Below are 25,635 nucleotides of genomic sequence, written 5' to 3'. Positions count from 1 at the left end.
AGTTATCTTTGGTCGTGCTAGTTTAATGTCAATTTTTCGTATGCGTGGGTAAAACGCCTGTCAGAACATAGAGTTGGCGCCACGTTTTAAAGGGGTTTGCAGCTTGCTAAGCCCTTTATTCATCAGCATTTTTTATAGAGGCACGGGATTACATGGAAATCGGTCTGCGCGAGTGGCTGATAGTCATCGGCATTGTGGTCATTGCCGGTATTCTTTTTGATGGCTGGCGCCGCATGCGCGGTGGCAAGGGCAAGCTGAAATTTCGTCTGGACCGGAGCCTGTCCAATTTGCCCGACGAAGACACTGCTGCCGAATTGCTGGGCCCGCCGCGTGTGCTGGATAACCATAAGGAACCGCAGCTCGACGAGCACGATTTGCCGTCGGTGAGCATGCCTGCCCGTGAACCCCGTGAATCGGGTTCCAAGCGTGGCAAGCGTGGCGGTGAACCGCATCAGGGTGACTTGAATCTCAACCTCGACCTGGATGGCGGCCCGAGCTTCAGCAGTCGTGACGATGACTTCCCGAATGAAACCCGCTCTTCCAGTGCGGCTCAAGAAAAAGATCAGCCTCAAGCGGAAGAAGTCCTGGTGATCAGCGTGATCTGCCGTGATGCTGGCGGCTTCAAAGGTCCGGCGCTGTTGCAGAACATTTTGGAAAGCGGACTGCGTTTTGGTGAGATGGACATCTTCCACCGTCACGAAAGCATGGCCGGCAATGGCGAAGTCCTGTTCTCCATGGCGAACGCGGTCAAGCCGGGCGTGTTCGATCTGGACGATATCGATCACTTCAGCACGCCAGCCGTGAGCTTTTTCCTCGGTTTGCCAGGTCCGCGTCATCCAAAGCAGGCTTTCGATGTGATGGTTGCCGCAGCCCGCAAGCTGTCCCAGGAACTCAATGGCGAACTCAAGGACGATCAGCGCAGCGTACTGACCGCCCAGACCATCGAGCACTACCGTCAACGCATCGTCGAATTCGAACGCCGCGCCCTGACCCAGAAGCGCTAAGGCCCAAGCAGGCCCCTCGCCACGGGGTTTGCTTCTTACGCTATCGTATTTTGAAGATTGAGCAGCCTCGGCTGCTCTTTTGCTTTATGAGAGAACACCCATGACCGCCGTCGAAAACCGCATCCTGGAACTGCGCGCTGAGCTGGATCAGCACAACTACCGATACCACGTCCTCGACGAGCCGAGTATTCCGGACGCCGAGTACGATCGGCTGTTCCATGAACTCAAGGCGCTGGAAGCGGCGAATCCCGAGCTGGTTACCAGTGACTCGCCGACCCAGCGAGTCGGCAGTGCGGCGCTTTTGGCATTCACTCAGGTGCGCCACGAAGTGCCGATGCTCAGTCTCGGCAATGCCTTCGAAGAAACCGACATGCGCGAGTTCGATCGCCGGGTGAACGAAGGCCTCGACCTGCCAGCCGGCGATTTGTTTGGTGGTGGCGCGGCGGTGGAATATAGCTGCGAGCCGAAGCTCGATGGCCTGGCGGTCAGCCTGCTGTATCAGGATGGCGTGCTGGTGCGTGGCGCGACCCGTGGCGATGGCACCACTGGCGAAGACATCAGTGTCAATGTGCGAACCGTGCGCAACATCCCGCTGAAGCTGCAAGGCAGTGGCTGGCCGGCGACTCTGGAAGTGCGCGGCGAAGTCTATATGTCAAAGGCCGGTTTCGAGCGGCTCAACGCCACGCAACTGGAAGTCGGCGGCAAGACCTTTGCCAATCCACGCAACGCCGCTGCCGGCAGTCTGCGGCAGCTGGACTCGAAGATCACGGCTAGCCGTCCATTGGAGTTTTGTTGCTACGGCCTCGGACAGGTGTCGGTCGAGTTTGCCGATACCCATATTGGCAATCTGCTGCAATTGAAAGCCTGGGGCATGCCGGTCAGTCGCGAACTGAAACTGGCCACGGGTATCGACGAATGCCTGGATTACTACCGCGATATCGGTGAGCGCCGTAATGCGCTGCCCTATGAAATCGACGGGGTGGTGTTCAAGGTCAACAGCTTGGCGTCGCAGCGCGAACTCGGTTTTCGGGCTCGCGAACCACGGTGGGCTATTGCCCATAAATTTCCGGCGATGGAAGAGCTCACCGAGCTGCTTGACGTGGAATTCCAGGTGGGCCGCACCGGTGCCGTGACTCCCGTAGCGCGCTTGAAGCCGGTCAAGGTCGCAGGCGTCACTGTCTCCAATGCCACGTTGCACAACATGGATGAAGTGGCCCGGCTCGGCCTGATGATCGGTGACACAGTGATCATTCGTCGCGCAGGTGACGTGATCCCGCAAGTGGTGCAAGTGGTTACCGAACGTCGCCCGGAAAACGCCCGGTCGGTGCAGATTCCCGAACACTGCCCGGTGTGTGGCTCTCATGTCGAGCGCACGCAGCTTGTGAAGCGCAGCAAAGGGCGCGAAACCGTCAGCGAAGGCGCAGTCTATCGCTGCGTCGGCCGACTGGCCTGTGGAGCACAGCTCAAGCAGGCAATTATCCATTTCGTCTCGCGGCGTGCCATGGATATCGAAGGTCTGGGCGAAAAGAGTGTCGAGCAACTGGTGGATGAGGGGCTGGTGACGTCGCCGGCGGATCTCTACACCTTGAGCTTCGAACAGATTGTCGACCTTGAAGGCTTCGCCGAGCTGTCCAGTAAAAACCTGCTCGGCGCCATCGCCGACAGTAAAAAACCGGGCCTCGCTCGCTTCATCTACGCACTGGGTATTCCCGATGTCGGCGAAGAGACCGCCAAGGTGCTCGCTCGCTCGCTGGCGTCCCTGGAGCGCGTTCAGCAAGCATTGCCGGAAGTGCTGACGTACTTGCCGGATGTCGGGTTGGAAGTGGCCTACGAGATTCACAGCTTCTTCGAGGACAAGCACAACACCACGGTGATCGAGCAGTTGCTGGCGCGTGGCCTGGATATTCAGGACCAGGGTGAGCTGGGTGCAGAGTTCGCTGCCAGCACGACCCTGGGAGGCTTGATCGACAAGTTGCATATTCCTTCGGTCGGCCCGGGCGGAGCGCAGAAACTGGCCGACAAGTTCGGTTCGCTCGAAGGTGTCATCAAGGCCGACTGGCTGGACATGCGTCAGGCGCTTGCCGAGAAGCAGGCGAAAGCGGTGCGTGAATTCTTCGATCATCCTGGGCACGCGGAGCGTGCGCTGCAGATCGAGACGCAGCTCAGAGCCTTTGGCATGCATTGGCAGAGCGAAAAGAAGGTCGTCGAAGGCCTGCCGCTGGCCGGCCAGACCTGGGTGCTGACCGGCTCCCTGGAGCTGATGAGTCGCGACATCGCCAAGGACAAGCTCGAAAGCCTGGGCGCCAAGGTGGCAGGCTCGGTGTCGGCGAAAACCCATTGCGTGGTGGCCGGGCCGGGTGCCGGCTCCAAACTGGCCAAGGCCAATGAGCTGGGATTGAAGGTGCTGGATGAAGAGGCATTTGTCGCGTTTCTGGGCAAGCACAACATCACCGTGTGATTTTTGATCGTTCCCACGCTCCGCGTGATAACGCATCCCGTGACGCTCTGCGTCACAGCCGAAGGCGATTGCTGCGCATCCATGGCGGCATTCCCACGCAGAGCGTGGGAATGATCGGGTTCTAAACATGATCCAGTCTTGGCAGGCCCCAGGGAGAGATCGCCATGTACCGCTTCTTCGAACAGCTGAGCTCACGCATCACCGCCCCCTTAATGGGGGAGAGCAGCCGCAACAGTAAGGTCTGGCATTGTCGCTGCGGACAGTCGCTGTTCTTTCGCAACAGTCAATGCCTGGCCTGCCTGGCAGCGCTGGGGTATCAGCCGGAACTGGGGCGCTTGTCATCGCTGCAACCCGGGCCGCAAGTGGATACCTGGCAACTCGATGCGCAACCGCAAGCAGGGCTGTTGCGCCGCTGCGCCAATCTCGATACGCCGGCAGCCTGCAACTGGCTGCTGCCAGCTCACAGCGCAGGCGTTCACTGTGTTGCCTGTAGTCTGAATCGCACCATTCCCGACCTGTCGATCCCCGAGAATCATGAGCGCTGGCGCAAGGTGGAAACTGCCAAGCGTCGCCTCGTCGCGCAGTTACTCGGCCTGGGTTTGCAGGTCATCCCGAAAGCCCAGGATGAAGATATAGGTATTTCCTTTGATTTCGTCGGTATGGATCTTGAAGGAAAACCGCCGACCACCGGCCACGCCAACGGCCTGATCACCCTCGATGTCAAAGAGGCGGATGACGTCTATCGGGAACAGGTCCGTGTGCAAATGCACGAACCGTATCGCACCTTGCTCGGGCATTTTCGTCATGAAACGGGGCATTACTACTGGGACCGGCTGATCGCCAGCCGTCACTGGCTCGAACCATTCCGCAACCTGTTCGGTGACGAGCGCGCCAGCTATGTCCACGCGCTGGAGCGGCATTACCAGCACGGCGCGCCGGGCGATTGGCAGCAGGGCTATGTCAGCGCCTACGCCACCATGCACCCATGGGAAGACTGGGCGGAAACCTGGGCTCACTACCTGCACATGATGGACGCGGTCGACACCGCTCTGGGCTTCGGCATGAGCGCCCGGGAGATGGATTTCGACTACCAGCCATTCCCGCTCGAGACACTCTACGACCCGCAGCATCCCGGTGGCGCGGCATTCCTGTCCTTCATCAACGCCTGGATCGAATTGGCCGGCATGCTCAATGAGCTGTCACGCAGCATGGGGCAGCCGGATTTCTATCCGTTTGTCCTGCCACCGCCGGTCATCGCCAAATTGCACTTTATCCATCTGGTCATCCAGCAAGAGGGTGGCCGGGCGAATGATGTGTTGCAGGTGTAGGCGCTGCCGCAGGTTCGGGCCGCGTTCGGACGATCTTTTCCAGAGCAACGCAGGTCCTTGACCTTGCTCATATTTTTTATCTGAAACCGACGGTTGTAAGTTCTTGTCAGATCGGTACAATGGCGCGGCTCGCCACTGGCGAGCGTCGTTATGGTGACCCCATCGGTCCCCCCGCAACGATCAGCCGTGAACCCGGTCAGGCCTGGAAGGGAGCAGCCGCAGCGGTGACATTGTGTGCCGGGGTGTGGCTGGTGGGGTCGCCACCTTAACGCTAACTTGTTGATCTGCAACGAGTTATTCCTAGAGAAATCCTTAGAGTGGACCAATGCGTGGGCGCCCAAGTGGGCCACCTCAGACCATCCTAACGGCCTCACTCTCATCTGTCAGCATCCCTATCTGTTTTACCCTCTGAGAGCTCCTCAGGGCGTGTCCTGCTGTCTGCTCATTTTTCCTGTTGGCGTTGCAGCAATCTTGAGGTTGGCTGGCACCAGCGGGCTAACAGCTCGTCCCTGATGTAAGTGGCTCCCCTGAAGGCATACCAAGGGTGGACCCTGATGATTGATGGTCCGCGAGACCCCTTTGAGGTTCTCCTGATGAGTCCATCCTCCGGTTTCATTAGACCACTACACTTCAGGATGCTGAAGAGGGACCTTTGGGAGAGCTGAGGGAAGGCTTTAGCCAGTTCGTCCATGCTACCAATCCAGCAGTTCCAGGCCGTCAGGTGTTCGCACAGGTAGCGGAAGACCATCGTCTCTGACACAGGCTTCCCATGGTCCATGAGCTGAAAGAGCTTCTGATAGTCCACCATGAGGTTCTTCAGGAATGGGTCATGGACCTCAGTCGCTTCAATCAACTCGGCAACATCCTTGGCCTCTGAGGGGAATCGGGTATCAATCCCCACGTACTTGTCCACTGCGTTCGTTGCGACCTTCACTGTTTCGGTTGGCTTGTTCAATGCTTGGTCAACGATCTCTCCTGTCAGGGCATCAACGATGAAGAGACCTTCAGAGCTTCGCTCTCCGACCATCGAGGGACTGATGTTGGGAGTGATGGAGTCCTTTAGGCGTCCTTGAGGTTCTGTCATGCAATATCCTGATCTGATGATTATCAATGTGATGAGCCCATCCGTTAGGACTCCACAAGGGAATCTCTATTCTCTAGAAAGGGGTCGATGGGTGTGCCCGTGGTGGTTGGGCTGGAAGGGAATTTCAGTGCAGGCTGGATACAGTGATCTCAGCAGTCAGTGTGTGGGTGGTTAATCATTGATTGATCACATCCCATGGAAGGACACAGTTGATATAGCTCAGATACTCCCGAGACTTTCATCTTGGGAACTCCTGAGGATGGTCTATCTATCTATCTATCTATCTATATGTATTTCTTTCTAGGATTCTTTCTTCTAAAGGTGGGGAGGAACTGACCTTCTTATAGGTGGGGAGAAACTATGTAGAAAAGCTTATCGTGTCTCAGACAAATAGCCCCTCAATGAATCCTATTAAGGACTCGCCAGGAGGCGGCGTTTGCTAACCGAGAAGCTTAATGAGACCGCCAACAGCTGATCCCAAAATTGAAGTTACTAGAGGATGCTTTAGCATCTCGCCAACACCTTTCTTGGCTTCTACCATCTCTTCCTTAGAGACTCCACTTTCCTCAATTTTTTTTATGAGCTCTGCAACACCTTGTTCGATATGTAAGGTGTTGTGATCGCCCACTTGGAAACCGGAAGAATTATTTATGTGAATGGTTGTTTGTTTCACCGAAGGGGTTTCTTTTGGTGGTCCCTTTCGCAGCTTCAGTTTCCAGTGCGGAGGGATACTACCGCCTAGGCCGGGGCTATAGTGGACATCTGTTACTGTGTGGGTTTCGACTTTGTTACCGGGGAGCTCGCGTTCTACTATATCGCCTTCATCTACATCCAGTTCATTCTCGAAAATGGTGCAACCATTCTGGCTAACGGATGTTCTGTATGGGCCGAAGCGGCTACCATCTGCTTTGACAAGAGTGATGATATCGTTCTGAGTGGATGCAAATGGATTCATGTACCGCTCCTTGTGGTAGATCCAGTGGTGATACCACATCTACCTGTTATCCATCCAGTTCAGATCATCCCAGGAGCTTCGAGGGCCTTCCCTGAGGGAAGACTGCATGAGCCTCTCCCGCAGGCGCTAAAGTCTTCGTGACCACGTTCATAAGACCTTCCATGGCGTCCTCAATGAAGTCCTCAGCGGCAACCTTCACGCTTTCATCAGGATCTACGCCACGGGTAGGCGCCGCTCAAATGATAATCCCTTGCTTTCGAAGCTCTCTTTTGGAAGCAGCATCGAGTCCCTTTAAAAATTTCTTTTTGAAACTGACCCCAGATACTGTCTGCACCACGTAGGCGGGCGATTGACCAGCCTAAAGTAAAGCCAGAGCCTCGAAGGGTGCTCGGTCACGCATGGCAGGGTGGAAATCAAGATTTGAAAGGAGGTTAGTCTTACGGGTCTGCTCCTGAGCGTAAGGTGCGTGCTTGGCATGGTTCGAATTCTCTTGGGCTGTTACCCATTCAAGATTTTCGAGCCGTGCGTTTGTTCGGTTGCTGTCCTTGTGGTTAACGAAAGATTTCCCCGCGGGGTTCTCAAGGAAAGCCTCTGCGACTAGCCGATGGACCATTTTGCTCGACTTGGAGCGATCGGCCGATTGGAGGCACACGTAGGGGTAACCTTTGTTTAGGTTGGACCGTATCTCGTACGGGGTCTTTCTCCAATAGCTTATTACTTTGCCCTTTGCTGTCACAGCGTAGAGGGGGTGGTCGGCAATGACTTTTGCTGGAATTCCTTTGTATAAGAAAACGGCGGTAGCCATAGGTAATTTACTTATTTGATCAACTTACTGGAAAAGCTCTTAAGGTGACCTATAGTGATAAGTTTATTTATGGGGCGGCTGGGGCGTACATGGACGATAAGAAAATAAAGATCACGCGAAATCTCAAGGTCGGATCCTTAGACGCTGAGGCGGATACTGAGCTGCTCAGTCGCTGCTTTGTAGATAACGGTTATCTGCATCAATTGATGGATGTAGATTCTCCTGAGTCGATAGTTTTAGGCAGGACTGGATCAGGAAAAAGTGCTTTACTTTACAAAGTGGCCGCTACGGCTCAAAAGTTTGTAAAGCTAGATCCGAATGATATTTCAATTAGGTTTCTTGAATACTCCGATATCATTCAGTTCTTTGACGCTTTGGGGATAAAGTTGGATCTGTTTTATCGGCTGCTTTGGAGGCATGTCCTTACGGTTGAATTTTTGAAGCTTAGATATGATATTAAATCTGAGCAAGATGGCAGAGGGTTTATTGAGAGTCTGCTGAGTCGCTTTAGTCGGGATCTGGCCAAAAAGAAAGCTATTGAGTATTTTAATGAGTGGGGTGATAAGTTTTGGTTGGATACAGAAGAACATCTAAAGGAGATAACTAGGAAGCTTGAGTCAGATACAAAGAGCTCAATCGGGGCGGAGTATGCGGGTGTCAATTTATCATTGGAGGGCGCGCGGAAGCTTACTGACGAAGAAAAGATGGAAGTTAAGCAGAGAGCCAGCCAAGTCGTGAATGGGCTGCAAATTCGAAAGCTGAATGAGGTTTTAGACTTGTTGGCCGAGCATTCTTTTGCAGATCCGCAAAAGAAGTTTTTCCTTTTGATTGACCAGCTGGATGAGGAATGGGCTGCAACTGAAACTAGAGTTAGATTTATACGTGCGTTGATTGAGGAAATTAAGACTTTTAGAAAAATTAGGCAGATCAAGATTATCGCAGCGTTACGGAAGGATTTGCTTGATCTTGTTTTTGATATGACCCGAGATTCTGGGTTTCAGGAAGAGAAGTATGAGTCGTATCTATTGTATTTGAAGTGGTCTCCTGAAGAGCTAGCCCGGCTCGTAGAGCTGCGTATCAATGAGGTGTTTAAAAGTCAATATACAAAGCAGTTGATTACGTTCGGTGATGTCTTTCCTAAACCTCGGAAGGGTGGCGGCCAAACATCTTTCGAGTTTATTGTTGAGAGAACTTTGCGCCGCCCTAGGGATGTGCTTCAATTTGTTAATGAGAGTTTTTCAATTGCGTATGAGCGAGAACGGGTTTCATGGCGAGCTCTTTTAGCGGCAGAAGCTCAATACTCTGAAAAAAGGTTGAAGTCTTTAAAAGAAGAGTGGGGTGAGGTTTATCCTAGTTTTGATGACACGGTTGAGATTTTGCGCGGCATTAAAGCTACTTTTACTAAGTCTATGGTAAGAGAGTCTCGGTTGGAGGAGGTTATGATTTCCTTGGTTGATGGGAGTCCAAATGATTCTTGTGTTCAAACGGTGAAGAAGTATTATGATTCAAGTGGTATCAAAGAGTCGGACGTGCTGATTAGCATGTTGTCATGTTTGTACCGAGTCGGCGCGGTAGGCCTCAAGACCAGTGCTGCTGATACCTACATATGGTCCTATGTGGATCAGACTTCTGTAACAAGAGGGGAAGTAAAGAGAGCGGAGCACCTGAAGGTACATAAGATGCTCCACAGGGCGCTGGATATTATCGCAGATCAAAATGAGGTTTATGAGGCAGAAGCATTGGAGTAAGACTATTTGCTATATTTTGAGTGATTCAGCGTTCATATACTCCGTGTTCCATGAGCCATCCGAGAGCCCCCTGGGTGGCAGGGTCGTTCGGGAGGATCCCTTTGAGGTTTCTCAATAGTGCGATCTTCTCGCGCTCCACTTGGTACTCATCAAGATCTCCCCGGACGAGGCTGGAGGCGTTCGCCCCAGCTCCCGTTAATTGGCTGGCAAATTTGGCCGCTGGAAAGCTGCCTATAACATTCCCAACCGTAGGGGCTCGCCAAGCCTTGGGCTTCTCCTCCGCATCCAGCTCAGTTTCACGAGTAGTCCGGCCTAGACCTGCATAAGGAAGACCTAGGGGAGACCCGATTGTGTCATAGGCCATCGCCGGAGCAGCCATATGTAGCTCGACCGCTTTAGAGCGCCCACAGCCAGCGTGGAGAGATCCCATTCACCGTTCTCCGAGTCGTAACCCATCGAGTTCTTATAGAACTGTTGGCGCTTCTCATCGTCCGTGATGGTCTGCCCACGAATAGCTGCGAATGCGACAACCCCCATACCTGATAGACCCATCGATATCGTAACTTGAAGAGCTTCGTCTACATCCCCATTCCGAATCCGATTGGCTCCCTTCATGAACTTCTTTTCGAGGGATCGCATGGAGAACGTCTGGAACTGCGTGAGGAAACTTATCAGCGAGGCTTTGCCAGAGTCTGCCCAGATGAAGGTATCTCCAATCGATGGGCGCTGAATCACGTCAGAGGCTGCCATATCACCCATGCGGCGAATCTCTGCGATCACCTGACGTGCTTCCAAGGCATCCTTGCCAGACCCCTTTAGGAATCTCCCCGCGTTGAAGGTCAGTTGCCCCTTTGAGCCAAGTTTTGAGCTCTTCTTAACGTGCTGGAGGATCTGCTGGAATAGCGACGGATCAGCATTCATATGTTTCAGCTTGGCCGCTGAGAAGACCTTGGAGGTCTGTCCGTGAGCATGCCTATGCAATCTATACAGGCGAGACGTGGATAAGAGGACTGTTCACAGGGCTTTTGATGTGTCTCGCGGTGTTCTTGCTGGGGATCGGCGTGGCCTTGCTGACTGCTGGGATCCGTAGGTTCTTAATTCGACCTGAGTGATTCGCTGTTAGCCGGCTCAGAATCCTCCTGCTGCGGCTGGTTGGACTTAGGGCGCGGCGGCGGCTTCAAGGGCGAATGCTGGGTGGTCAGGGAGATGAGGCCATAGTGAGTCGCTTGAAAGTGCGCCTCTATTCCCAAAGGGAAAGAATTATTATATTTTTTAGTGGGTTCTAATCGCTCCCGTCCCTCTCAAGCTGGCTTTTGCTGGTGGCCGAAAGGCAGGTGAATGCGCTCAAGCTGCTTAGACGACTGAAAGATAACGAAGTGCTGCCAACGAGAGGCGCGGCGCTAACTGGCGGAAGCCAGCAACCATCTTTAGATGTGCGTTCTGGGCTCGATACGTCCTCATGTGCATGAGGGCGATGGAGCGTGTTACATGTTATTTTCTGTTTTCTTCTTCTGTATTTTGGTCGCTACATTGCTCGTTCTGATTCAGCCAGATAAAAGTAGAGGGGGCATTAGGTTGGAGATGGGGGCCGCAAAAATTAAACTTCCGCTCGGTGTGACTGGGCAATGGATGGTTTATTTCATTTCTCTCGTTGGTGGTTTTACTGTTCTGTCAGGTCTGATGAAGTAACGATATTGTATTTTTGGGAATTCTTCGGTATCACGCAGCCTAGCGTTTTTAATGCTTGCTATAAGCGCCTCTATGTATTTCTTGGTTTGATATTGCCCATGGAATCTTAGAGGCGTTTCTCGATGGTGACCGTGGATACTCCCAGTAGGATGATCGATGATCATCAGTAAGCAATACACAGCAAAGCGAGGATCAGGAGCGTAATGTCATTCTGCGAGGTCTCAGGAAAGGTCCCCAGAAACCTAAATCAGTAGAGCAAAAAGAGCGTGAGAAGCTTTCGCGGATGGCTTACACATGCAGGCAACACCGGAAAGTGGACCGTTTGGAATCAAGGTGCTTTGGTAGCCTCAGGTTCAGGTAATACGTGGCTTTGCGCCGGACTATGTAGGCCATGAGTGGTCCCCAGAGTGGTCCAAGAAGTGGAACAAATCGGGCCACACCCCAAGGCTCACTGGAGGTCTTCGAGGTCTCACAGCAAGAATCCATCGGGGAATTTCTAAGGGGGCTCTCTAGGAGGGATAACCCTGGAAGCCAAGCCCGGCAAGGCCCGCAGACCTCAGCCGGTTTCCGGTCGAGTATCTGGAAGAGAAGAGCAGCCATTGGCGCTAGCCAATACTTGCAGCGGTGACATTGTGTGCCGGGGTGTGGCTGGTGGGGTCGCCACCTATCTCTAAATCCTTGATTCTACAAGGATTTGTCAGTAAAAATCTCGAAGTGTGAAAGCGTTCAGGTACACCGAAGTGGTGCACCATACGAGGCGGGTCAGCTTCACGTTCGCACTCTTCAAAGCCTCACTGCATCTCCTCATTTTCTGCACGCTCCAGTTTCCTTGCTGTGGCATGTATGCACGCTTTCTCGCTGCTGGCCTGGGTTGGCAAACTGCCTTGCGTTGAGTGCGTCGTGAGAGTGGAGGGGGGATAGCAAATTCACCGTAGCCATTTATCACGACCAGGAGTCTTGGTGGCCCGATCAGGAATAATTTCCTGCTGCTGCTCTTGTGTTTGCCGGAGTAATCACTTTAGGCAAATCGAATATCTGGTCATGTTGTTATGAAGATTCGATATTTGCGCGGTTTGCCATTTGGTCCTATTTGTTATTAGCGACAAATGTTTGATTCGATCAAGTTGTAAAGCATAAAAACGCCAGAGCACAAAGATAGGTGTGTATTTAGCGAAAAATCGTGAGAGTGTCAGAATTTTGTCTTGTCGGAAAGTCAGGCAGGGACGGCTTTCGATCTTGCTTTTAGAGTGTTTGCAGGATGGAGCTTGAAGCTTAATCGCCAGTCCCGGCTATGATGATCAGTGATGACGCTATCACAGCATCGAAAATGCCAGTGGGTCAGGGGCGTGTAAGTCAGGGCGCCTCGACATGGATTTGGGTTGCTTTCCAGGCAGGAGTGTGTGGCATGAGTTCATTGTCTGCAGTACTGCAGTCGAGGCGGGTCGGATTTTATAGCGGAGTTGTCCTCGCGGGGGTGTGGGGTGTTTTTGCTTATATTCATTTGACTCAATTTCAAGAAACGCATAAGTGGACTCTGCTTTTGTTCTGTATCTCCGAAACGCTGACAGCGGTTTTGTACGTTTTTCGAAGCGATCCAAAGACGGTTTCGGTCATTCCTGTCGACTGGTTGATGGCGGTGGTTGGGACTTCTGCCCCGTTATTTTTCCGCCCGGAGGCTTGGGGGGTGTTCCCTTCGGCAAGTGCTCTGATAGTTGTGGGCATGACAATTCAGGTGCTGGGTTTGATTTCTCTAAATCGCAGCTTTGCACTCGTTGCAGCAAAACGGGTTATCAAGACTGCGTGGATGTATCGCGTGGTGCGTCATCCAATCTATGCCAGTTACTGTCTGATGTACACGGGCTATATATTGGCCAATACATCGCCGGCGAATGTCACTATCTATGCAGTAACTATCTGTTTTCTGATCGCTCGAATATTTCGAGAGGAAGCGCATCTTTCTCTCGATCCTTTATATCGAGAGTATATGCAGGGTGTTCGTTATCGGCTTGTTCCATTCGTATTTTAGTCTCCGAGAGTTGGCTAACACGCTTACAAGACCGCTTGGTCAGGAGTAGCCGCAACGATGAGATTGTGTGTCGGGGGGCTGATGGGGTTACCACCTTGACGTCAAGCCTTCGTTCAGCAAGGCTTCTTTGCGCAGCCCCCCGATTTTCTCCTCTCTGTACGCTCATCGATCCTTCTGGATCAGTGTTTGACGCTGTCTGATTTGTCCTTTTTCGTGATCAGTGACGCGTCACTCGGGCGCAAGCGCAAATACCCGCAAGCGATGTCCGTCCGGATCCAGCGCAACGAAGGTGTAACCGAAATCCAGCGCAATCGGTGCCTGGATTATGGGCAATCCCTGCATGGTCCACTCTGTATACAAGGTGTCGACGCTCTGGTTGTCGGCAACCGAAAACGCCAGTTCACCACCACCGCCCGCAGCCTGGGCTGCCGGCTCCACCGTATGCCGGGACCAAAGTCCGAGCTTCAGGCCTGAATCCAGAGCAAAGAGCGCGAAGGTCGGTGACAGTTCGATGGGTGGCTTGTCCAGCAGGCGACTGTAGAAGTTGGCGCTGGTCGCGGGGCTGTCGACGTAAAGCAGAAGATAGTGACTGGCGTTCATGGTGACTCCCGTGTCCTGATTGGGGTTATGCAGTGCGCTCAAGTCTAGTGCTGCGCGCTGTCAGTTCCTGTCAGGAGTCATTAGCAAAAGAGGAGGCGGATTTATCGGGATCGATAAGTCTGCCTCCTCTTTTTTGTTGCTCGGCTCTCAAGGCTTGGACAAGGCTAGGTCTACCGCTGCTATCAGCTTTCCCAGATCCTTCGGGGTGGCTTTGTGAATGACACCGAACAAATAAGCTCGCTGTTCGTCTTCGTCGCCTAAATCCGCGAAAAAGGCTTTCAGCTTTACCCCCAGCACATCGGCGAGCAGGAACAGGGCTTCCACGCTGGGGGTATAGGTGCCGGTTTCGAAGCGGCTGATGGTTTTAGGATCAAAACCGGTTTTCTCGCCTAGTTCAGCCTGAGTAAGCCCTGCTACCTTGCGGTAGCGCCTGATGGCTGGACCCAAACTTGAAATGTGCATTGCTCAATTCCCATTTAGAATCAAGAACTTAACGATAAATCCTTACATTGTACAACGCCATGATTCATCACCTTGCTTTGCAAAATGTGATGTATTTCGTAGAATTGACACTTAAGACTGGTGTTTGGTGATCTGGTTCCAGAAGGCGGGTTTATGGAACAGGAACTCGTTGCATTTGCGTTGTGCCTTTAAACCAGGGACCCGGCAGAGGCGAAAGGGCTTCGTCAATCGTTGCCGACACTGCGCGCTCCAGCCTTGCCTGATTTAATCCTGGTTGATCTTCACCGATCCAAAGTGGAAACGCCGTATAAAACGCTGTGTTGCAGGTAACCGGGCGATCAACCCGGTTGTACTGCGCCGTCAGGGAAAGACGCGAATCATCCGGTCGCCAGTCAAGTCTGGGGCAGGGCATATCGAATGTTGTCTATGGAGTTTTAACGTGCGTCTGAATTGGCCATTCCCTTCTGTTAAACAGGCTCTTGCGGATCCGCTGCGGCTTTTTTTCGCCACCGATTGCAATGGCCTTGGCACTGAGCCTGAAAGCATCTCCTCCGGGTTCGCCCTGGTCGAGCGGTTCAACCGCTAGCGACAGCGAGCCTGACTCATGGATGAGCGATACCGTAGGGCTGTGGATGCAGCCGCCATTTTCTCCGAAACTGACCTTGCGGGGCGGATCACCCATGTCAACGACCAGTTTTGTCTGATCTCCGGGTACAGCCGAGAGGAGTTGCTGGGCGAAAACCACCGGATGCTCAGTTCGGGACTGCATCCTGCCGATTTTTTTACCTCGATGTGGCGCACCATTGCCCTGGGCAAGGTCTGGAAAGGCGAGATTTGTAACCGCGCCAAGGACGGTACGCTGTATTGGGTCGACAGCACCGTGGTGCCGTTACTCGACGATGAGACCGGGCGGGTGCAAAGGTATGTGTCGATTCGTTTCGACATCAGCGAGAAACGTCAGCTCCTGCATTCTCTGCAATGGCGGGTTGGCCATGATGTGCTGACCGGTCTGCCCAATCGTGCCTTCTTGTCCGACCTGCTCGATCAGGCGCTGGCTTATTCCCGGCTGGAGAATATTCCGCTGGCGGTATGCATGCTCGACCTCGACGGCTTCAAGGCCGTCAACGATGGTTACGGCCACGCCAGCGGTGATTTGTTGTTGGTGGAGGTGGCGAAGCGATTGCGCACGATCATTCGCGGTGAGGATGTGGTGGCGCGGTTGGCGGGTGACGAGTTCGTGCTGATTTTGCGCTACGTGCGCGATATCCCTGAATTACGCGCTGCATTGAATCGAGTGCTGGGAGCGATATCCACGCCTTATTCGATACTCGACAAAGAGATCAAGGTGTTCGCCAGCATCGGCGTCACGCTATTCCCCGCCGACAACGAAGATGCAGAAACCCTCTTGCGTCATGCCGATCAGGCCATGTACGTGGCCAAGCAGGGGGGGCGAAATCGGTTCCACTTGTTCGACGTGTCCCGCGACAGGGAGGTCAAGGTGACCCATCAGACCGTCGAGCGGGTGCGTCAGGCACTGGCCAGGGGGGAGCTGTGTTTGCACTTTCAACCCAAGGTCAATATGCGCCGCGGTTCCGTCGTCGGTTTCGAGGCGTTGTTGCGCTGGGAACATCCACAAAGCGGGATGGTGCCGCCCAAGGAGTTTTTGCTGCTGGTGATGGAAACGGATCTGATCATCGACATCGGCGAATGGGTGATGGATCAAGTCATGACGCAATTGTATCAATGGCAAGTGGCGGGACAGAGCTGGCCAGTCAGCATCAACATCGCTGCCCGGCATTTTCAGCGGGCGGACTTTGTCGAGCGGCTCAAGGGCGTGCTCGAGCGTCATGCCCGGGTGGCACCACAGCTGCTCGACCTGGAAATAGTCGAGTCGGTAGCCATCGAGAACATCCAGCATGTCAGTACGTGTATTGAGGCGTGCCAGGCGTTGGGAGTGCAGTTCTCTCTTGGCGATTTTGGCACCGGTCACTTTTCGCTGAGTTACCTCAAGCGTCTGCGCACGCAAACCATCAAGATCGACAAATCATTTGTCCGCGACATCCTCAGCGACAAGGATGATCTGGCCCTGACCACGGCCGTCATTGGTCTGGCCCGGGCTTTTGGTCGGGAGGTGATCGCCGAGGGACTGGAAACCCTGGAGCACGGTGAGTTATTGCTGCGCCTGGGCTGCGAAGTGGCTCAAGGCTATTTCATATCCCGGCCGATGCCCGCCAGCGAAGTGCCAGGCTGGGTGGCGACCTTCAAGGCGCCGGTGCAATGGCAGGCGCTGGAGCGAGCGGTCTGACCGTCACTGCCTGCGAGCGGTTTTGCGCAGCGTCCGGCGGTTCGTTAATGCCGGTGTAGAGTTTGATGATGCCATCGATTTCCCCGGACATCTTCATCTTCACCAGTGTGCGCAGAATACGTTGTACCGGCAATTTCGGGTCGTTGCGTACATAACAGCCGACATTTTGCTCCTGTAACACCGCGACTCCATGCAATTGTTTGTCAGGCATCAGCTTGTGATTGAACCAGTCCAGCGTCCATTGGTTGCTCACCGCATACTGATAGCGACCGGCCAGGAGTTTTTCCAATACCTGTTCTTGATTGCGTGCATCGTCGCGCTGCAGTTGGCCATTGTCGAACAGCGGCTGCAGGCTTGGGTAGCTGTAGCCGAGCACCGTGCCGATATTTTGCAAGGGCAGGTTCGCAGGTAACACGAGCGCTGGCAGGTTTTGCGTACTGACCAGCAGATCGCGCTGAAACAGCAGTGGAATGCTCCACAGATAGTCGCCTGAGGGGTTGGGCAGCCAGGATTGCGCGGCATAGCAACGAACATCGATGTCGCCATGCTCCATGGCGCTTTGCACCCGGGCACGGGCCAGCACGTGAAACTCGGCAGGGTGGCCGACCTGGGTCGCCAGGCTCAGCATCATGTCATGCAAAATACCCTGGGTCGGCTGGCCGTCTTCGATTTGCACCATGGGCATGGCCCAGCTGTCGGTAACCGCGAAACGCAATGGCGCTTCTGCGGCAAAGCCGCTTGCGGTTGTCAGCAGCAAAGCTCCCCAGGCTAAATGCATAAACTCTCCGGCAAGACCCCGGCAAGGGTCGAAAAAAGCCTACTCTAGAGCAGCTTAGCCAGATTAGACGAGCGCACCGGATGCAATTTCGCCCTTGCTCCGCTAGCATTACCGGCTTCCGCTTCCCAGTTGCGACGGTTTTCGATGAGTTATCAGGTTCTTGCACGTAAATGGCGTCCGCGCTCGTTCCGCGAAATGGTCGGCCAGACCCATGTGCTCAAGGCTCTGATCAATGCCTTGGACAGCCAGCGGCTGCACCACGCCTATCTTTTTACCGGCACGCGCGGGGTGGGCAAGACCACCATTGCGCGGATCATTGCCAAATGCCTGAACTGTGAAACAGGTATCACGTCGACGCCGTGCGGCACCTGCTCGGTATGCCGGGAAATTGATGAAGGGCGTTTTGTCGACCTGATCGAGATCGACGCCGCGAGCCGGACCAAGGTCGAGGACACCCGTGAGCTGCTGGACAATGTGCAGTACGCGCCAAGCCGCGGGCGCTTCAAGGTCTACCTGATCGACGAAGTGCACATGCTGTCCAGCCATTCGTTCAATGCGCTGTTGAAAACCCTCGAAGAGCCGCCGCCGTACGTCAAATTCATCCTGGCGACCACTGATCCGCAGAAACTTCCTGCGACAATACTGTCGCGTTGCCTGCAGTTCTCCCTGAAAAACATGACACCGGAGCGTGTGGTCGAGCATTTGACCCATGTACTGGGCGTCGAGAACGTACCGTTCGAAGAGGATGCGCTGTGGCTGCTGGGCCGCGCTGCCGATGGTTCGATGCGCGACGCCATGAGTCTGACCGACCAGGCGATCGCTTTCGGTGAAGGCAAGGTCATGGCCGCCGATGTGCGGGCGATGCTCGGTACGCTTGATCACGGCCAGGTCTACGACGTACTGCATTCGTTGCTCGACGGCGATGCCAAGGCGCTGCTTGAAGCCGTTCGCCGTCTGGCCGAGCACGGTCCGGACTGGAATGGCGTGCTTTCGGAAATCCTCAACGTGCTGCACCGCGTCGCTATCGCCCAGGCATTGCCTGAAGGCGTCGACAACGGCTATGGCGACCGCGATCGGGTACTGGCGCTGGCCCAGGCCTTGCCGGCCGAAGATGTGCAGTTCTATTACCAGATGGGGCTGATCGGCCGCCGCGATTTGCCGCTGGCGCCGGACCCGCGCGGTGGTTTTGAAATGGTCCTGCTGCGCATGCTGGCCTTCCGCCCGGCAGACACACTGGACGCGCCGAAGCAGCCGCTAAAGCCAGTGGGGATCAGCCAGGCCACAGTTGATTCCGCAAACTCCGTGGCTGCCGCGCCTGTCGTTACGCCGGTGGTTGTTGCCCCTGCTGCGCCTGTTATCGCTGCACCGGTCGAGCCAGTCGCTGCGGTTGCGGCGCCAGCTCCAGAGCCGGTTGCCCCTGTCGTGGCGCCGGAGCCTGCACCGGTGTTTATGCCGCCGGTTGTGGAACCTGCGGTTGTCGCCGCTGAAGTGGTGGATCTGCCCTGGAACGACCCGGTAGAGCCGGTGATCGAGCAACAGCCGGCGGTAGAGCCGATGCTTGAGACCGTCGCCGAGCAGCCTGATTTGACCCCGATGCCTGTGCCGACGCCTGACAGCGCGGTGCCGGATGTACCCGAATGGGTGGCAGCACCTGTCCCTGAGCCTTCCGTTGCCCAGGTCGATGCGGCCACGCCAGGAATGGATCTGGATGACGAACCGCCGCTGGATGAGGACTACATCGAGCCGGACATGGATTCGGCATACAGCTATCTCGATGACCTGGCCAGCGAACACGCTGCCGAGCCGACCCCGGAACCCGAGCCAGCACCAGCGTTGCTACCGGCGACCGGTCTGGCTCTGGAGTGGCTGGAATTGTTCCCGAAACTGCCGATTTCCGGCATGACTGGCAGTATTGCCGCCAACTGCACCTTGATTGCAGTCGAGGGCGATCACTGGTTGCTGCACCTGGACCCGGCGCATAGCGCGCTATTCAACGCGACCCAGCAGCGCCGCCTTAACGATGCGCTGAATCAGTATCACCAGCGCACGCTGACCGTGAGCATCGAGCTGATCAAGCCCGAGCAGGAAACCCCGGCCCAGGCAGCGTCCCGGCGCCGTGGCGAGCGTCAGCGCGAGGCCGAAGAGTCGATCCACGGTGATCCGTTCATCCAGCAAATGATGGAACAGTTCGGTGCGGTGATCCGTAACGATACTATTGAACCTGTCGAGGCTCTGGTCAGTCAGGGCTAATAACTCAATGGCGTCCGGCCTGATCGGCCGGGCGCAGTTTTTATCCAAGTACTTTGAGGTGATTCCCATGATGAAAGGTGGCATGGCCGGCCTGATGAAGCAGGCGCAGCAGATGCAGGAAAAAATGGCCAAGATGCAGGAAGAACTGGCCAACGCCGAAGTGACCGGCAAAGCTGGTGGCGATATGGTAACGGTGGTGATGACCGGTCGTCATGACGTCAAGCGCGTCACTGTGGATCCGAGCCTGGTTGAAGGCCTGAGCGAAGATGACAAGGAAATGCTGGAGGCCTTGTTCGCTGCCGCCGTCAACGACGCTGTGCGCAAGATCGAAGCCAACAGCCAGGACAAAATGTCCGGCATGACCGCTGGCATGCAATTGCCACCAGGCATGAAGCTGCCGTTCTAAGTCGCCTTGGCGAGTTGGATGCACAACAAGAATGCCAGGCCATGAGCCTGGCATTCTTGTTTATGGCGGTTGCCTCGAGAGAGGCAGGTGGGCTCAGTGAATGCTCGACGCCAACTCGAAGATCGGCATGTACATGAGAATCACGATCACACCGATCAGCAGGCCGATAAAGGCCATCAGCAGCGGCTCGAACAGACGCACGAACCATTCGAGCCAGCGGCTGATTTCCTCGTCATAGAAGTCGGCGCTGCGCTCCATCATGTAGCCCAGATTGCCTGATTGCTCACCGGCCCGCAGCAGACGCAGCGAAACCGGTGTGGTCAGCGCGTTGTGCTCCAGCGCGGCGGACAGCGCGTGCCCCTCCCGGATACGCTCGCTGGCCGAATCCAGCCGGGTTCTGGAGCCGACATTGAGCAGCCCGCGCACCATGCCCATGGCGGTGAGAATGGGGATACCGCCTTGCAGCAATATCCCAAGTGAGCGGTAGAAACGTGCCAATTCGTACATGACGATCCGCCGATGGATCGCCGGTACACGTTCCAGTACGCGGTCGACGCCGCGGCGAAAGCGCGGCTGACGCATCAGCAGCCCCAACGCCACGATAGTTGCGAACAGGCTGGCGAAGAACTCGGTCTGATGGTTGTGCAGGAACATGCCGCTGGACATCAGCACCTGCGACATCCAGGGAAGGTTGGAGCCCAGTCCTTCAAAGACCAGACTGAAGCGCGGCACGACGTAACCCATCAGAAACAGCACCACACCGCCGCCGACAATCAGCAGCAACACCGGATAGATAGACGCGCTGACGATCTTTTGCCGAACCTCATTCATACGCTGTTGGTAGACCACATAGCGGCCAAGGGCTTCGCTGACGTTGCCGGTTTTCTCGCTGGACTGCACCAGCGCGATGTACAGCGGAGGGAACACTTCCGACAACTGGCTCAGGGCCTGGGAAAAGGATTTGCCTTCGTATAACAGTCGTACCAGTTCGCTGAGGGTCTTGCGTGCCTGGGGTGCGGTTTCTTTTTCCGCCAGGCTTTCCAGGGCGTCGATCAGCGCCAGGCCCGCGTTGAGCAGAGTGGTCAATTCCTGACTGAACAGCAGCAGGGGAAATGCCTCATGACGCCGCCAGGCGCTAAACCTCCAACGCTGTTCGGCACGCAGGCTGATCAAACGCAGCCCCTGTTCCTCGGCCATGTGTCGGGCTTCGACGGGGCCTTGCGCATCGACCACCAGCGCGCTGATGCCACCTTTGCCCATGACCTTCAGATGAAAACGCATGACGGTGCCCTCACTCATTGCCAACTGGTGATTTCGGCGTTTTCGCCTTCGCCACCGGGCTGGCCATCCTTGCCCAACGACAGCAGATCGTATTCGCCGTTCTCGCCGGGGCAGCGATAGATGTAATTGCGCCCCCACGGGTCCTGCGGGATTTTTTTCTGCAAGTAAGGCCCGGCCCAGCGCGGTTCGTCACTAGGTGCGGTATTCAGGGCAGCCAACCCTTGTTCGCTACTGGGGTAGTGCCCCAGTTCGAGCCGGTACAGATCCAGCGCTTTTCCCAGGCCTTCGATCTGCGCCTTGGCCACCTTGGCTTCGGAGCGGCCCAGCTGACTGAAATATTTAGGCGCAACGATCCCGGCCAGCAGGCCAAGGACCACCAGTACCACCAGCAATTCAAGCAAGGTGAAGCCGCTTTGCTGCCGTCGGGTATTTCGAAGATGACCGGACATGTTGACCTCCTTGAGTGGGTAGGTCTGCTTATGCAATTGCTGTGCTCGCGGTCCTGTGTTGCTCTGCAGGCCACGTAATTGCTGGGCTCGCCAGTGCGGCACAGAGCTTGCGTGACCCCTTGAGAATCCTGGTGAGTGGGGCAACAGCCCCAAAAAGCGGGGATTATCGAGGGAGAATCGAGCATGCGAGTACTGATAACGGGTTTACTGGTCTGGCTAGCCACGACCTGCGCTGCCCAGGCGGACATTTATGTCTCACGTTCAGCCGACGGTGCTTATAAGCTGTCGAATGTCTATCGACCGGGACACCACTATGAAAAGGTCATCAGCGAGCCGAAGGTGGCGGCTGTAGCGCCTTCTTCGAAGCCGCAAATGATCGCGCAGATGCCCTATGCCGAGATGGTCGCCGCTGCCGCTACAGCCAACGATTTGCCGCCGGCCCTGTTACATGCGGTCATTCAGACCGAGTCGCACTACAACGCGGATGCGCGCTCGGTCAAAGGTGCAGTGGGGCTCATGCAATTGATGCCCCGGACTGCCAGGGAAATGGGGGTAACCGATGCGCTCGATCCCGCTGCCAATATCCAGGGCGGGGCGCGCTACCTCAAGCGTCTGATGGTGATGTTCGACAACAATATTTCACTCGCCGTGGCCGCCTACAACGCTGGCCCCGATGCTGTGCTCAGCCGCGGTCGGATCATTCCACCATTCGCCGAAACCCAGCGTTACGTGCCCAGTGTGCTTCGTCAGTACCGGCGCTTGCAGGGGTTGGCGGTCGACTCGCCGCTGTAGCATTCCCCACATGTGGGGAATCCTGAAAACCGGTTTTTCTTGGTTCTTCACGGAATCCCGGGAAACACAGAAACAAGAACGCCGATTTGATTGATGAAGTTCGTGCGAGCAAACACATCTAACAAATCGGCGTTCTTATGCGCGATATTAATACTTTCCTTCCGTTTTGGGAGGGCTTTTCTGTCGTCACGATCAAGCCTGATGGCGACGCGCTACAGATCGATCTGATTCCCCACGCCACCCGATTCCCTTCCTGTGGCGGGTGCCAAAAACCTTGTTCAACTACTCATGAGTATTGCGAACGAATCGTTCGTGATTTGCCCATTCTCGGTCGTGCCGTGCGCCTCAGCGTTTTGCTCAGGCGTATTGGCTGTCGTGACTGTGGCAAACGCATGGAGGCCGTCAGTTGGCTGGATCGCTACGCCAGCGTTGTCCTGGATGCAGATACACGACGCATGCTGTGGATTGGCGAAGGCCGCAGCCGGGCGGCGGTCAGGCCATTTTTCGAAGAACTGGGACCCGAGGGGTGCGCTCGAATCGAAGCAGTGGCGATGGACATGAACAGCGCTTTTGACCTGGAGGTTCGCCAGCACTGCCCCAAAGCACGAGTGGTCTACGACCTCTCCCATGTGGTGGCCAAATATGGCCGAGAGGTGATTGATCGGGTCCGCGTCGACGAAGCTAATCGGCTGCGTCATGACAAGCCTGCTCGTAAGGTCATCAAGCAAGCGCGATGGCTGCTGCTGCGCAACCCGGAGAACCTGAAAAAGCCGGAACAGCAGGTCCGCTTGCAGGATTTGTTGGCGGCTAATCAGGCGTTGATGACGACCTGTCTGATGAAAGCCGAACTTAAAACGCTGTGGACGCCGAGTACTGCCTGGGGCTGGAGATCGGCCTGGAAGCAATGGCTGCGCCACGCCCATGAAAGCGCGATACCTGCGCTGGTCCAGTTCGCCAAACGGCTAAAGAATTACTGGCGGGGCATCGTAAGTCGGGTTCGCTGGCCGATGCACACGGGGCAGTTGGAAGGAATAAACAATCGAATAAAGGTCATCAAGCGGATGGCGTACGGTTACCGGGATAGCGGGTTCTTTTTCATGAAGATCAAGAGCGTCTTTCCCGGTAATCCGTGGAGAACCATTTTTTTGGGGGGCAGGTTCACCCAGTCAACGTTAGTTTTTTTACTTAAGTTATTGAATATAAATAAAAAATTAATTGGCATGGTGATTGCTGCGTCCATTTCACCGATGAACGCGACGCGAGGCCCTCCACCATGAAAGGGACCCACCCAACCGAACGGCTCAATCTGCTCATCCTGCTGAGCGGCTCCCTGCCGGGCCGGTACCAATGCCGCTGTTTCCCGAGGCGAATACAGCCACTCGGACCCAGCGTTTCAAGGAGCAGGACGTGAATAAAACAACCCCACTATGTATCGCAGCGTGCAGTGCGTTGTTAGTGGTTGGTCTGGGTGGATGGCTATTGATTCGGCACGACGCAGCGTCGGCGCATGCCGGCCCTGAGGGGCAGCGTCTGGTTCGCGATGGCGTGGCCATCGAGTTCCAGATACGCCCGATTGATGGCGACGACACGCTGATCGAAGGTGACTTCGCCGACGTGCGCTTCAGAGTTACCGACAGTAACTCGGGTCAGCCGCTGTCGGGCGTTGCGCCCGGCGCCTGGCTCGATCCGGGTCTGCTGGGACTGAGCCACACCGAACCAAAAAACAGCTGCAAATCACGGGTCGAGAAGTTTCTCAAAGGCAGCGTCGGTGCGCGACCGTTGCTTGACCTCACCCGTTACTTCCTGTTGGTGCTGAACAAAGACGCGAGCCTGACGGTGATCGATCCGTCGGATTCGGTGGACACCACCAGCACCCCGATGCAAATCGAGCTCAAGCAGCCACCGATGGACTGGATCAGCAGCGGCGACAACAAGCGTGTGTTCGTTTCCATGCCAGCGGCGGGCCAGATCGCCGTGATCGATGCAGAGCAATTCCAGGTGACCGGCAACGTGGCTGCCGGGGTCGAGCCGCTGCGGGTCGCCTTGCAACCGGACGAACGCCTGCTCTGGGTTGGCAATGACACGCACGATGCCGGCAGTAGCGGCGTGACGGTGATCGACAGTTATTCACTCAAGCCCCTCGCGCAACTGGCAACCGGTGTGGGTCACCATGAGATCGCCTTCAGTAAGGATTCGCACTACGCCTTCGTCAGCAACGGCGACAGCGGCACTCTGAGCGTTATCGATATTGCGACGCTGAAGCTGCTTCGGCAGATCAACACCGGACCGCATCCGTTGTCCGTGGCCTATTCAGCGTTGTCCGAAGCGGTCTACGTGGCCGACGGCAAGGATGGCAGCATTAGCGTGATCGATGCCCACAGTCTGGCGCTGCGCAAAGTCATTCAGGACAGTCAGGGGCTAGGCCCGATGCGTTTCATCCGCGACGGGCGCTTTGCTTTTGTGCTCAATAGCCTGGAAGACCGCGCATTGGTCATCGACGCGGCCAGCGACACATTGATCCATCGCCTGGAGGTGGCCGACGAACCCTATCAAGTGACGTTCACCGCCGCATACGCCTATATCCGCGGGCTGTCTTCACCCAAGGTCACGATGGTCAATCTGGGCTCGTTGGGGCAGGACCGCGAGCCCATCAGCCAAGACTTCGAGGCGGGGCCGGCGGCACCGCATCAGGCGGGTGACCTGCCGCTGGCCCAGAGCCTGGCGCCGGGTCGCGATGACAACTCGGTCTTCGTCGTCAACCCAGTGGATAACACCACCTATTTCTACGCCGAAGGTATGAACGCGCCGATGTCCGGTTACCCCAACCGCGGTCATACCGCCCGGGCGGCGATGGTGATCGATCGCAGTCTGCACGAAGTCGAACCCGGGGTTTACAGCACGCGGGTGCGCTTGCCGGCAGCAGGGCGCTTCGACGTGGCTTTTCTGATCAACCAGCCGCAGATCATTCACTGCTTCACGGCACAGGTCGAGCCCAACCCAGCGCAACAGCAGTGCCTGGCTATGCCAAAGGTTGGGCCTTTCACCGTGTCGCTGGGTAATCGGTTCCAGTCCCGCGAGGGGCTGGACAAGGCCAGTGCGTGGTACCTGCATGAGCGCGCGGCTTCGTTGGGGGTGGACTTTGGCACCAACACTTACACCAGCCTGCGGGTGTTACCCGCGGCAACCTGCCGGTCTACCTATTAAGGAGCGTCATC

General features: G+C 55.7%; 20 protein-coding genes, 1 other RNA gene and 1 pseudogene. 13 read left to right on the top strand and 9 right to left on the bottom strand.

All coding sequences use genetic code 11. From position 1 onward, the window contains the following. Positions 1-152: 152 nt before the first annotated feature. The 4 genes from zipA to ffs all read left to right on the top strand — a co-directional run bounded on the left by zipA (position 153) and on the right by ffs (position 5,047). Positions 153-1,004, top strand: coding sequence for a cell division protein ZipA (gene zipA, locus AC07VR_RS04925; RefSeq protein WP_494992365.1), 852 nt, complete (start codon positions 153-155; stop codon positions 1,002-1,004). A 100-nt stretch (positions 1,005-1,104) separates the two neighbouring features. After that, the gene (gene ligA, locus AC07VR_RS04920) at positions 1,105-3,462 is read left to right on the top strand and encodes an NAD-dependent DNA ligase LigA (RefSeq protein WP_495010606.1); all 2,358 of its coding nucleotides are present in this window, start codon (positions 1,105-1,107) and stop codon (positions 3,460-3,462) included. 164 nt (positions 3,463-3,626) lie between these two features. Beyond that, positions 3,627-4,790: a zinc-binding metallopeptidase family protein gene (locus tag AC07VR_RS04915; RefSeq protein ID WP_495010605.1), complete on the top strand. Its 1,164-nt coding sequence runs from the start codon at positions 3,627-3,629 to the stop codon at positions 4,788-4,790. A gap of 160 nt (positions 4,791-4,950) precedes the next feature. After that, an RNA gene (ffs, locus tag AC07VR_RS04910) (signal recognition particle sRNA small type) lies at positions 4,951-5,047 on the top strand. A gap of 185 nt (positions 5,048-5,232) precedes the next feature. Here ffs and AC07VR_RS04905 read toward each other — a convergent pair. From AC07VR_RS04905 to AC07VR_RS04895, 3 genes are all read right to left on the bottom strand, one after another. After that, a complete protein-coding gene (locus AC07VR_RS04905) occupies positions 5,233-5,874 on the bottom strand; it encodes a hypothetical protein (protein ID WP_495010604.1) in 642 nt (213 codons plus the stop codon). 439 nt (positions 5,875-6,313) lie between these two features. Further along, on the bottom strand, positions 6,314-6,829 hold the full coding sequence (locus AC07VR_RS04900) for a hypothetical protein (RefSeq protein WP_495010603.1): 516 nt from the start codon (positions 6,827-6,829) through the stop codon (positions 6,314-6,316). Positions 6,830-7,187: 358 nt separating this feature from the next. Next, on the bottom strand, positions 7,188-7,442 hold the full coding sequence (locus tag AC07VR_RS04895) for an HNH endonuclease (RefSeq protein WP_495010733.1): 255 nt from the start codon (positions 7,440-7,442) through the stop codon (positions 7,188-7,190). Positions 7,443-7,723: 281 nt separating this feature from the next. Here AC07VR_RS04895 and AC07VR_RS04890 point away from each other — a divergent pair, with 281 nt between their 5' ends. Next, entirely contained in the window at positions 7,724-9,382 is a 1,659-nt protein-coding gene (locus AC07VR_RS04890; RefSeq protein WP_495010602.1) for a P-loop ATPase, Sll1717 family, read from the top strand. Positions 9,383-9,715: 333 nt separating this feature from the next. Here AC07VR_RS04890 and AC07VR_RS04885 read toward each other — a convergent pair whose 3' ends face one another. After that, on the bottom strand, positions 9,716-10,303 hold the full coding sequence (locus tag AC07VR_RS04885) for a hypothetical protein (RefSeq protein ID WP_495010601.1): 588 nt from the start codon (positions 10,301-10,303) through the stop codon (positions 9,716-9,718). A gap of 567 nt (positions 10,304-10,870) precedes the next feature. Between AC07VR_RS04885 and AC07VR_RS04880 the strand changes: the two genes are divergently transcribed. Next, entirely contained in the window at positions 10,871-11,071 is a 201-nt protein-coding gene (locus tag AC07VR_RS04880; protein ID WP_495010600.1) for a hypothetical protein, read from the top strand. 1,405 nt (positions 11,072-12,476) lie between these two features. Further along, the gene (locus AC07VR_RS04875; protein ID WP_495010599.1) at positions 12,477-13,097 is read left to right on the top strand and encodes a methyltransferase family protein; all 621 of its coding nucleotides are present in this window, start codon (positions 12,477-12,479) and stop codon (positions 13,095-13,097) included. Between the two features lie 228 nt (positions 13,098-13,325). Here the strand turns inward: AC07VR_RS04875 and AC07VR_RS04870 are convergent, their stop codons facing one another. Next, positions 13,326-13,697 carry a VOC family protein gene (locus tag AC07VR_RS04870; protein WP_495010598.1) on the bottom strand — a complete coding sequence of 124 codons (372 nt, stop codon included), beginning with the start codon at positions 13,695-13,697 and terminating at the stop codon, positions 13,326-13,328. Between the two features lie 147 nt (positions 13,698-13,844). After that, positions 13,845-14,159 carry a helix-turn-helix domain-containing protein gene (locus AC07VR_RS04865; protein WP_494992360.1) on the bottom strand — a complete coding sequence of 105 codons (315 nt, stop codon included), beginning with the start codon at positions 14,157-14,159 and terminating at the stop codon, positions 13,845-13,847. Between the two features lie 604 nt (positions 14,160-14,763). On the opposite strand from AC07VR_RS04865, the gene AC07VR_RS04860 reads away from it, so the two are divergent. Next, positions 14,764-16,464, top strand: a complete 1,701-nt coding sequence (locus AC07VR_RS04860) for a putative bifunctional diguanylate cyclase/phosphodiesterase (protein WP_495010597.1) — start codon at positions 14,764-14,766, stop codon at positions 16,462-16,464. Here AC07VR_RS04860 and AC07VR_RS04855 read toward each other — a convergent pair. Beyond that, the gene (locus tag AC07VR_RS04855; RefSeq protein WP_495010596.1) at positions 16,421-17,242 is read right to left on the bottom strand and encodes a substrate-binding periplasmic protein; all 822 of its coding nucleotides are present in this window, start codon (positions 17,240-17,242) and stop codon (positions 16,421-16,423) included. The two genes, AC07VR_RS04860 and AC07VR_RS04855, sit on opposite strands and share 44 nt — an antisense overlap. A gap of 144 nt (positions 17,243-17,386) precedes the next feature. On the opposite strand from AC07VR_RS04855, the gene dnaX reads away from it, so the two are divergent. Continuing rightward, complete coding sequence (gene dnaX / locus AC07VR_RS04850; RefSeq protein WP_495010595.1) at positions 17,387-19,492, top strand: DNA polymerase III subunit gamma/tau; 2,106 nt, start codon at positions 17,387-17,389, stop codon at positions 19,490-19,492. A gap of 67 nt (positions 19,493-19,559) precedes the next feature. After that, a complete protein-coding gene (locus AC07VR_RS04845) occupies positions 19,560-19,898 on the top strand; it encodes a YbaB/EbfC family nucleoid-associated protein (RefSeq protein WP_347905073.1) in 339 nt (112 codons plus the stop codon). A gap of 93 nt (positions 19,899-19,991) precedes the next feature. On the opposite strand, the gene AC07VR_RS04840 is transcribed toward AC07VR_RS04845, so the two are convergent. Together AC07VR_RS04840 and gspG are read right to left on the bottom strand one after the other, a co-directional pair. Beyond that, complete coding sequence (locus AC07VR_RS04840; protein WP_494992356.1) at positions 19,992-21,179, bottom strand: type II secretion system F family protein; 1,188 nt, start codon at positions 21,177-21,179, stop codon at positions 19,992-19,994. A 14-nt stretch (positions 21,180-21,193) separates the two neighbouring features. Next, the gene (gene gspG / locus AC07VR_RS04835) at positions 21,194-21,628 is read right to left on the bottom strand and encodes a type II secretion system major pseudopilin GspG (RefSeq protein ID WP_494992355.1); all 435 of its coding nucleotides are present in this window, start codon (positions 21,626-21,628) and stop codon (positions 21,194-21,196) included. A 183-nt stretch (positions 21,629-21,811) separates the two neighbouring features. On the opposite strand from gspG, the gene AC07VR_RS04830 reads away from it, so the two are divergent. The 3 genes and pseudogenes from AC07VR_RS04830 to AC07VR_RS04820 all read left to right on the top strand — a co-directional run bounded on the left by AC07VR_RS04830 (position 21,812) and on the right by AC07VR_RS04820 (position 25,624). Then, positions 21,812-22,420: a lytic transglycosylase domain-containing protein gene (locus AC07VR_RS04830; RefSeq protein WP_495010594.1), complete on the top strand. Its 609-nt coding sequence runs from the start codon at positions 21,812-21,814 to the stop codon at positions 22,418-22,420. Between the two features lie 137 nt (positions 22,421-22,557). Continuing rightward, a pseudogene (locus tag AC07VR_RS04825) lies at positions 22,558-23,550 on the top strand (ISL3 family transposase); the annotation flags it as partial. Positions 23,551-23,827: 277 nt separating this feature from the next. Next, positions 23,828-25,624 (top strand): cytochrome D1 domain-containing protein, encoded by a 1,797-nt coding sequence (locus tag AC07VR_RS04820; RefSeq protein ID WP_495010593.1) that lies wholly within the window; start codon positions 23,828-23,830, stop codon positions 25,622-25,624. Positions 25,625-25,635 lie beyond the last annotated feature (11 nt).

It is taken from the genome of Pseudomonas sp. GW821-FHT02H09 (genome assembly GCF_059421425.1).
The sequence above is the reverse complement of the archived record's forward strand: the minus strand, read 5'-3'. Positions and strand labels throughout refer to the sequence as shown.

Excerpts from the sequence above, each read along its gene's own strand:
- AC07VR_RS04830 (WP_495010594.1), top strand. The coding sequence starts at position 21,812 with ATGCGAGTACTGATAACGGGTTTACTGGTCTGGCTAGCCACGACCTGC.
- AC07VR_RS04900 (WP_495010603.1), bottom strand. The coding sequence starts at position 6,829 with ATGAATCCATTTGCATCCACTCAGAACGATATCATCACTCTTGTCAAA.
- AC07VR_RS04875 (WP_495010599.1), top strand. The coding sequence starts at position 12,477 with ATGAGTTCATTGTCTGCAGTACTGCAGTCGAGGCGGGTCGGATTTTAT.
- gspG (WP_494992355.1), bottom strand. The coding sequence starts at position 21,628 with ATGTCCGGTCATCTTCGAAATACCCGACGGCAGCAAAGCGGCTTCACC.
- AC07VR_RS04860 (WP_495010597.1), top strand. The coding sequence starts at position 14,764 with ATGGATGAGCGATACCGTAGGGCTGTGGATGCAGCCGCCATTTTCTCC.
- AC07VR_RS04840 (WP_494992356.1), bottom strand. The coding sequence starts at position 21,179 with ATGCGTTTTCATCTGAAGGTCATGGGCAAAGGTGGCATCAGCGCGCTG.
- AC07VR_RS04880 (WP_495010600.1), top strand. The coding sequence starts at position 10,871 with ATGTTATTTTCTGTTTTCTTCTTCTGTATTTTGGTCGCTACATTGCTC.
- zipA (WP_494992365.1), top strand. The coding sequence starts at position 153 with ATGGAAATCGGTCTGCGCGAGTGGCTGATAGTCATCGGCATTGTGGTC.
- AC07VR_RS04915 (WP_495010605.1), top strand. The coding sequence starts at position 3,627 with ATGTACCGCTTCTTCGAACAGCTGAGCTCACGCATCACCGCCCCCTTA.
- AC07VR_RS04865 (WP_494992360.1), bottom strand. The coding sequence starts at position 14,159 with ATGCACATTTCAAGTTTGGGTCCAGCCATCAGGCGCTACCGCAAGGTA.
- AC07VR_RS04890 (WP_495010602.1), top strand. The coding sequence starts at position 7,724 with ATGGACGATAAGAAAATAAAGATCACGCGAAATCTCAAGGTCGGATCC.
- AC07VR_RS04905 (WP_495010604.1), bottom strand. The coding sequence starts at position 5,874 with ATGACAGAACCTCAAGGACGCCTAAAGGACTCCATCACTCCCAACATC.
- AC07VR_RS04845 (WP_347905073.1), top strand. The coding sequence starts at position 19,560 with ATGATGAAAGGTGGCATGGCCGGCCTGATGAAGCAGGCGCAGCAGATG.
- AC07VR_RS04885 (WP_495010601.1), bottom strand. The coding sequence starts at position 10,303 with ATGAATGCTGATCCGTCGCTATTCCAGCAGATCCTCCAGCACGTTAAG.
- AC07VR_RS04855 (WP_495010596.1), bottom strand. The coding sequence starts at position 17,242 with ATGCATTTAGCCTGGGGAGCTTTGCTGCTGACAACCGCAAGCGGCTTT.
- AC07VR_RS04870 (WP_495010598.1), bottom strand. The coding sequence starts at position 13,697 with ATGAACGCCAGTCACTATCTTCTGCTTTACGTCGACAGCCCCGCGACC.
- ligA (WP_495010606.1), top strand. The coding sequence starts at position 1,105 with ATGACCGCCGTCGAAAACCGCATCCTGGAACTGCGCGCTGAGCTGGAT.
- dnaX (WP_495010595.1), top strand. The coding sequence starts at position 17,387 with ATGAGTTATCAGGTTCTTGCACGTAAATGGCGTCCGCGCTCGTTCCGC.
- AC07VR_RS04895 (WP_495010733.1), bottom strand. The coding sequence starts at position 7,442 with ATGGTCCATCGGCTAGTCGCAGAGGCTTTCCTTGAGAACCCCGCGGGG.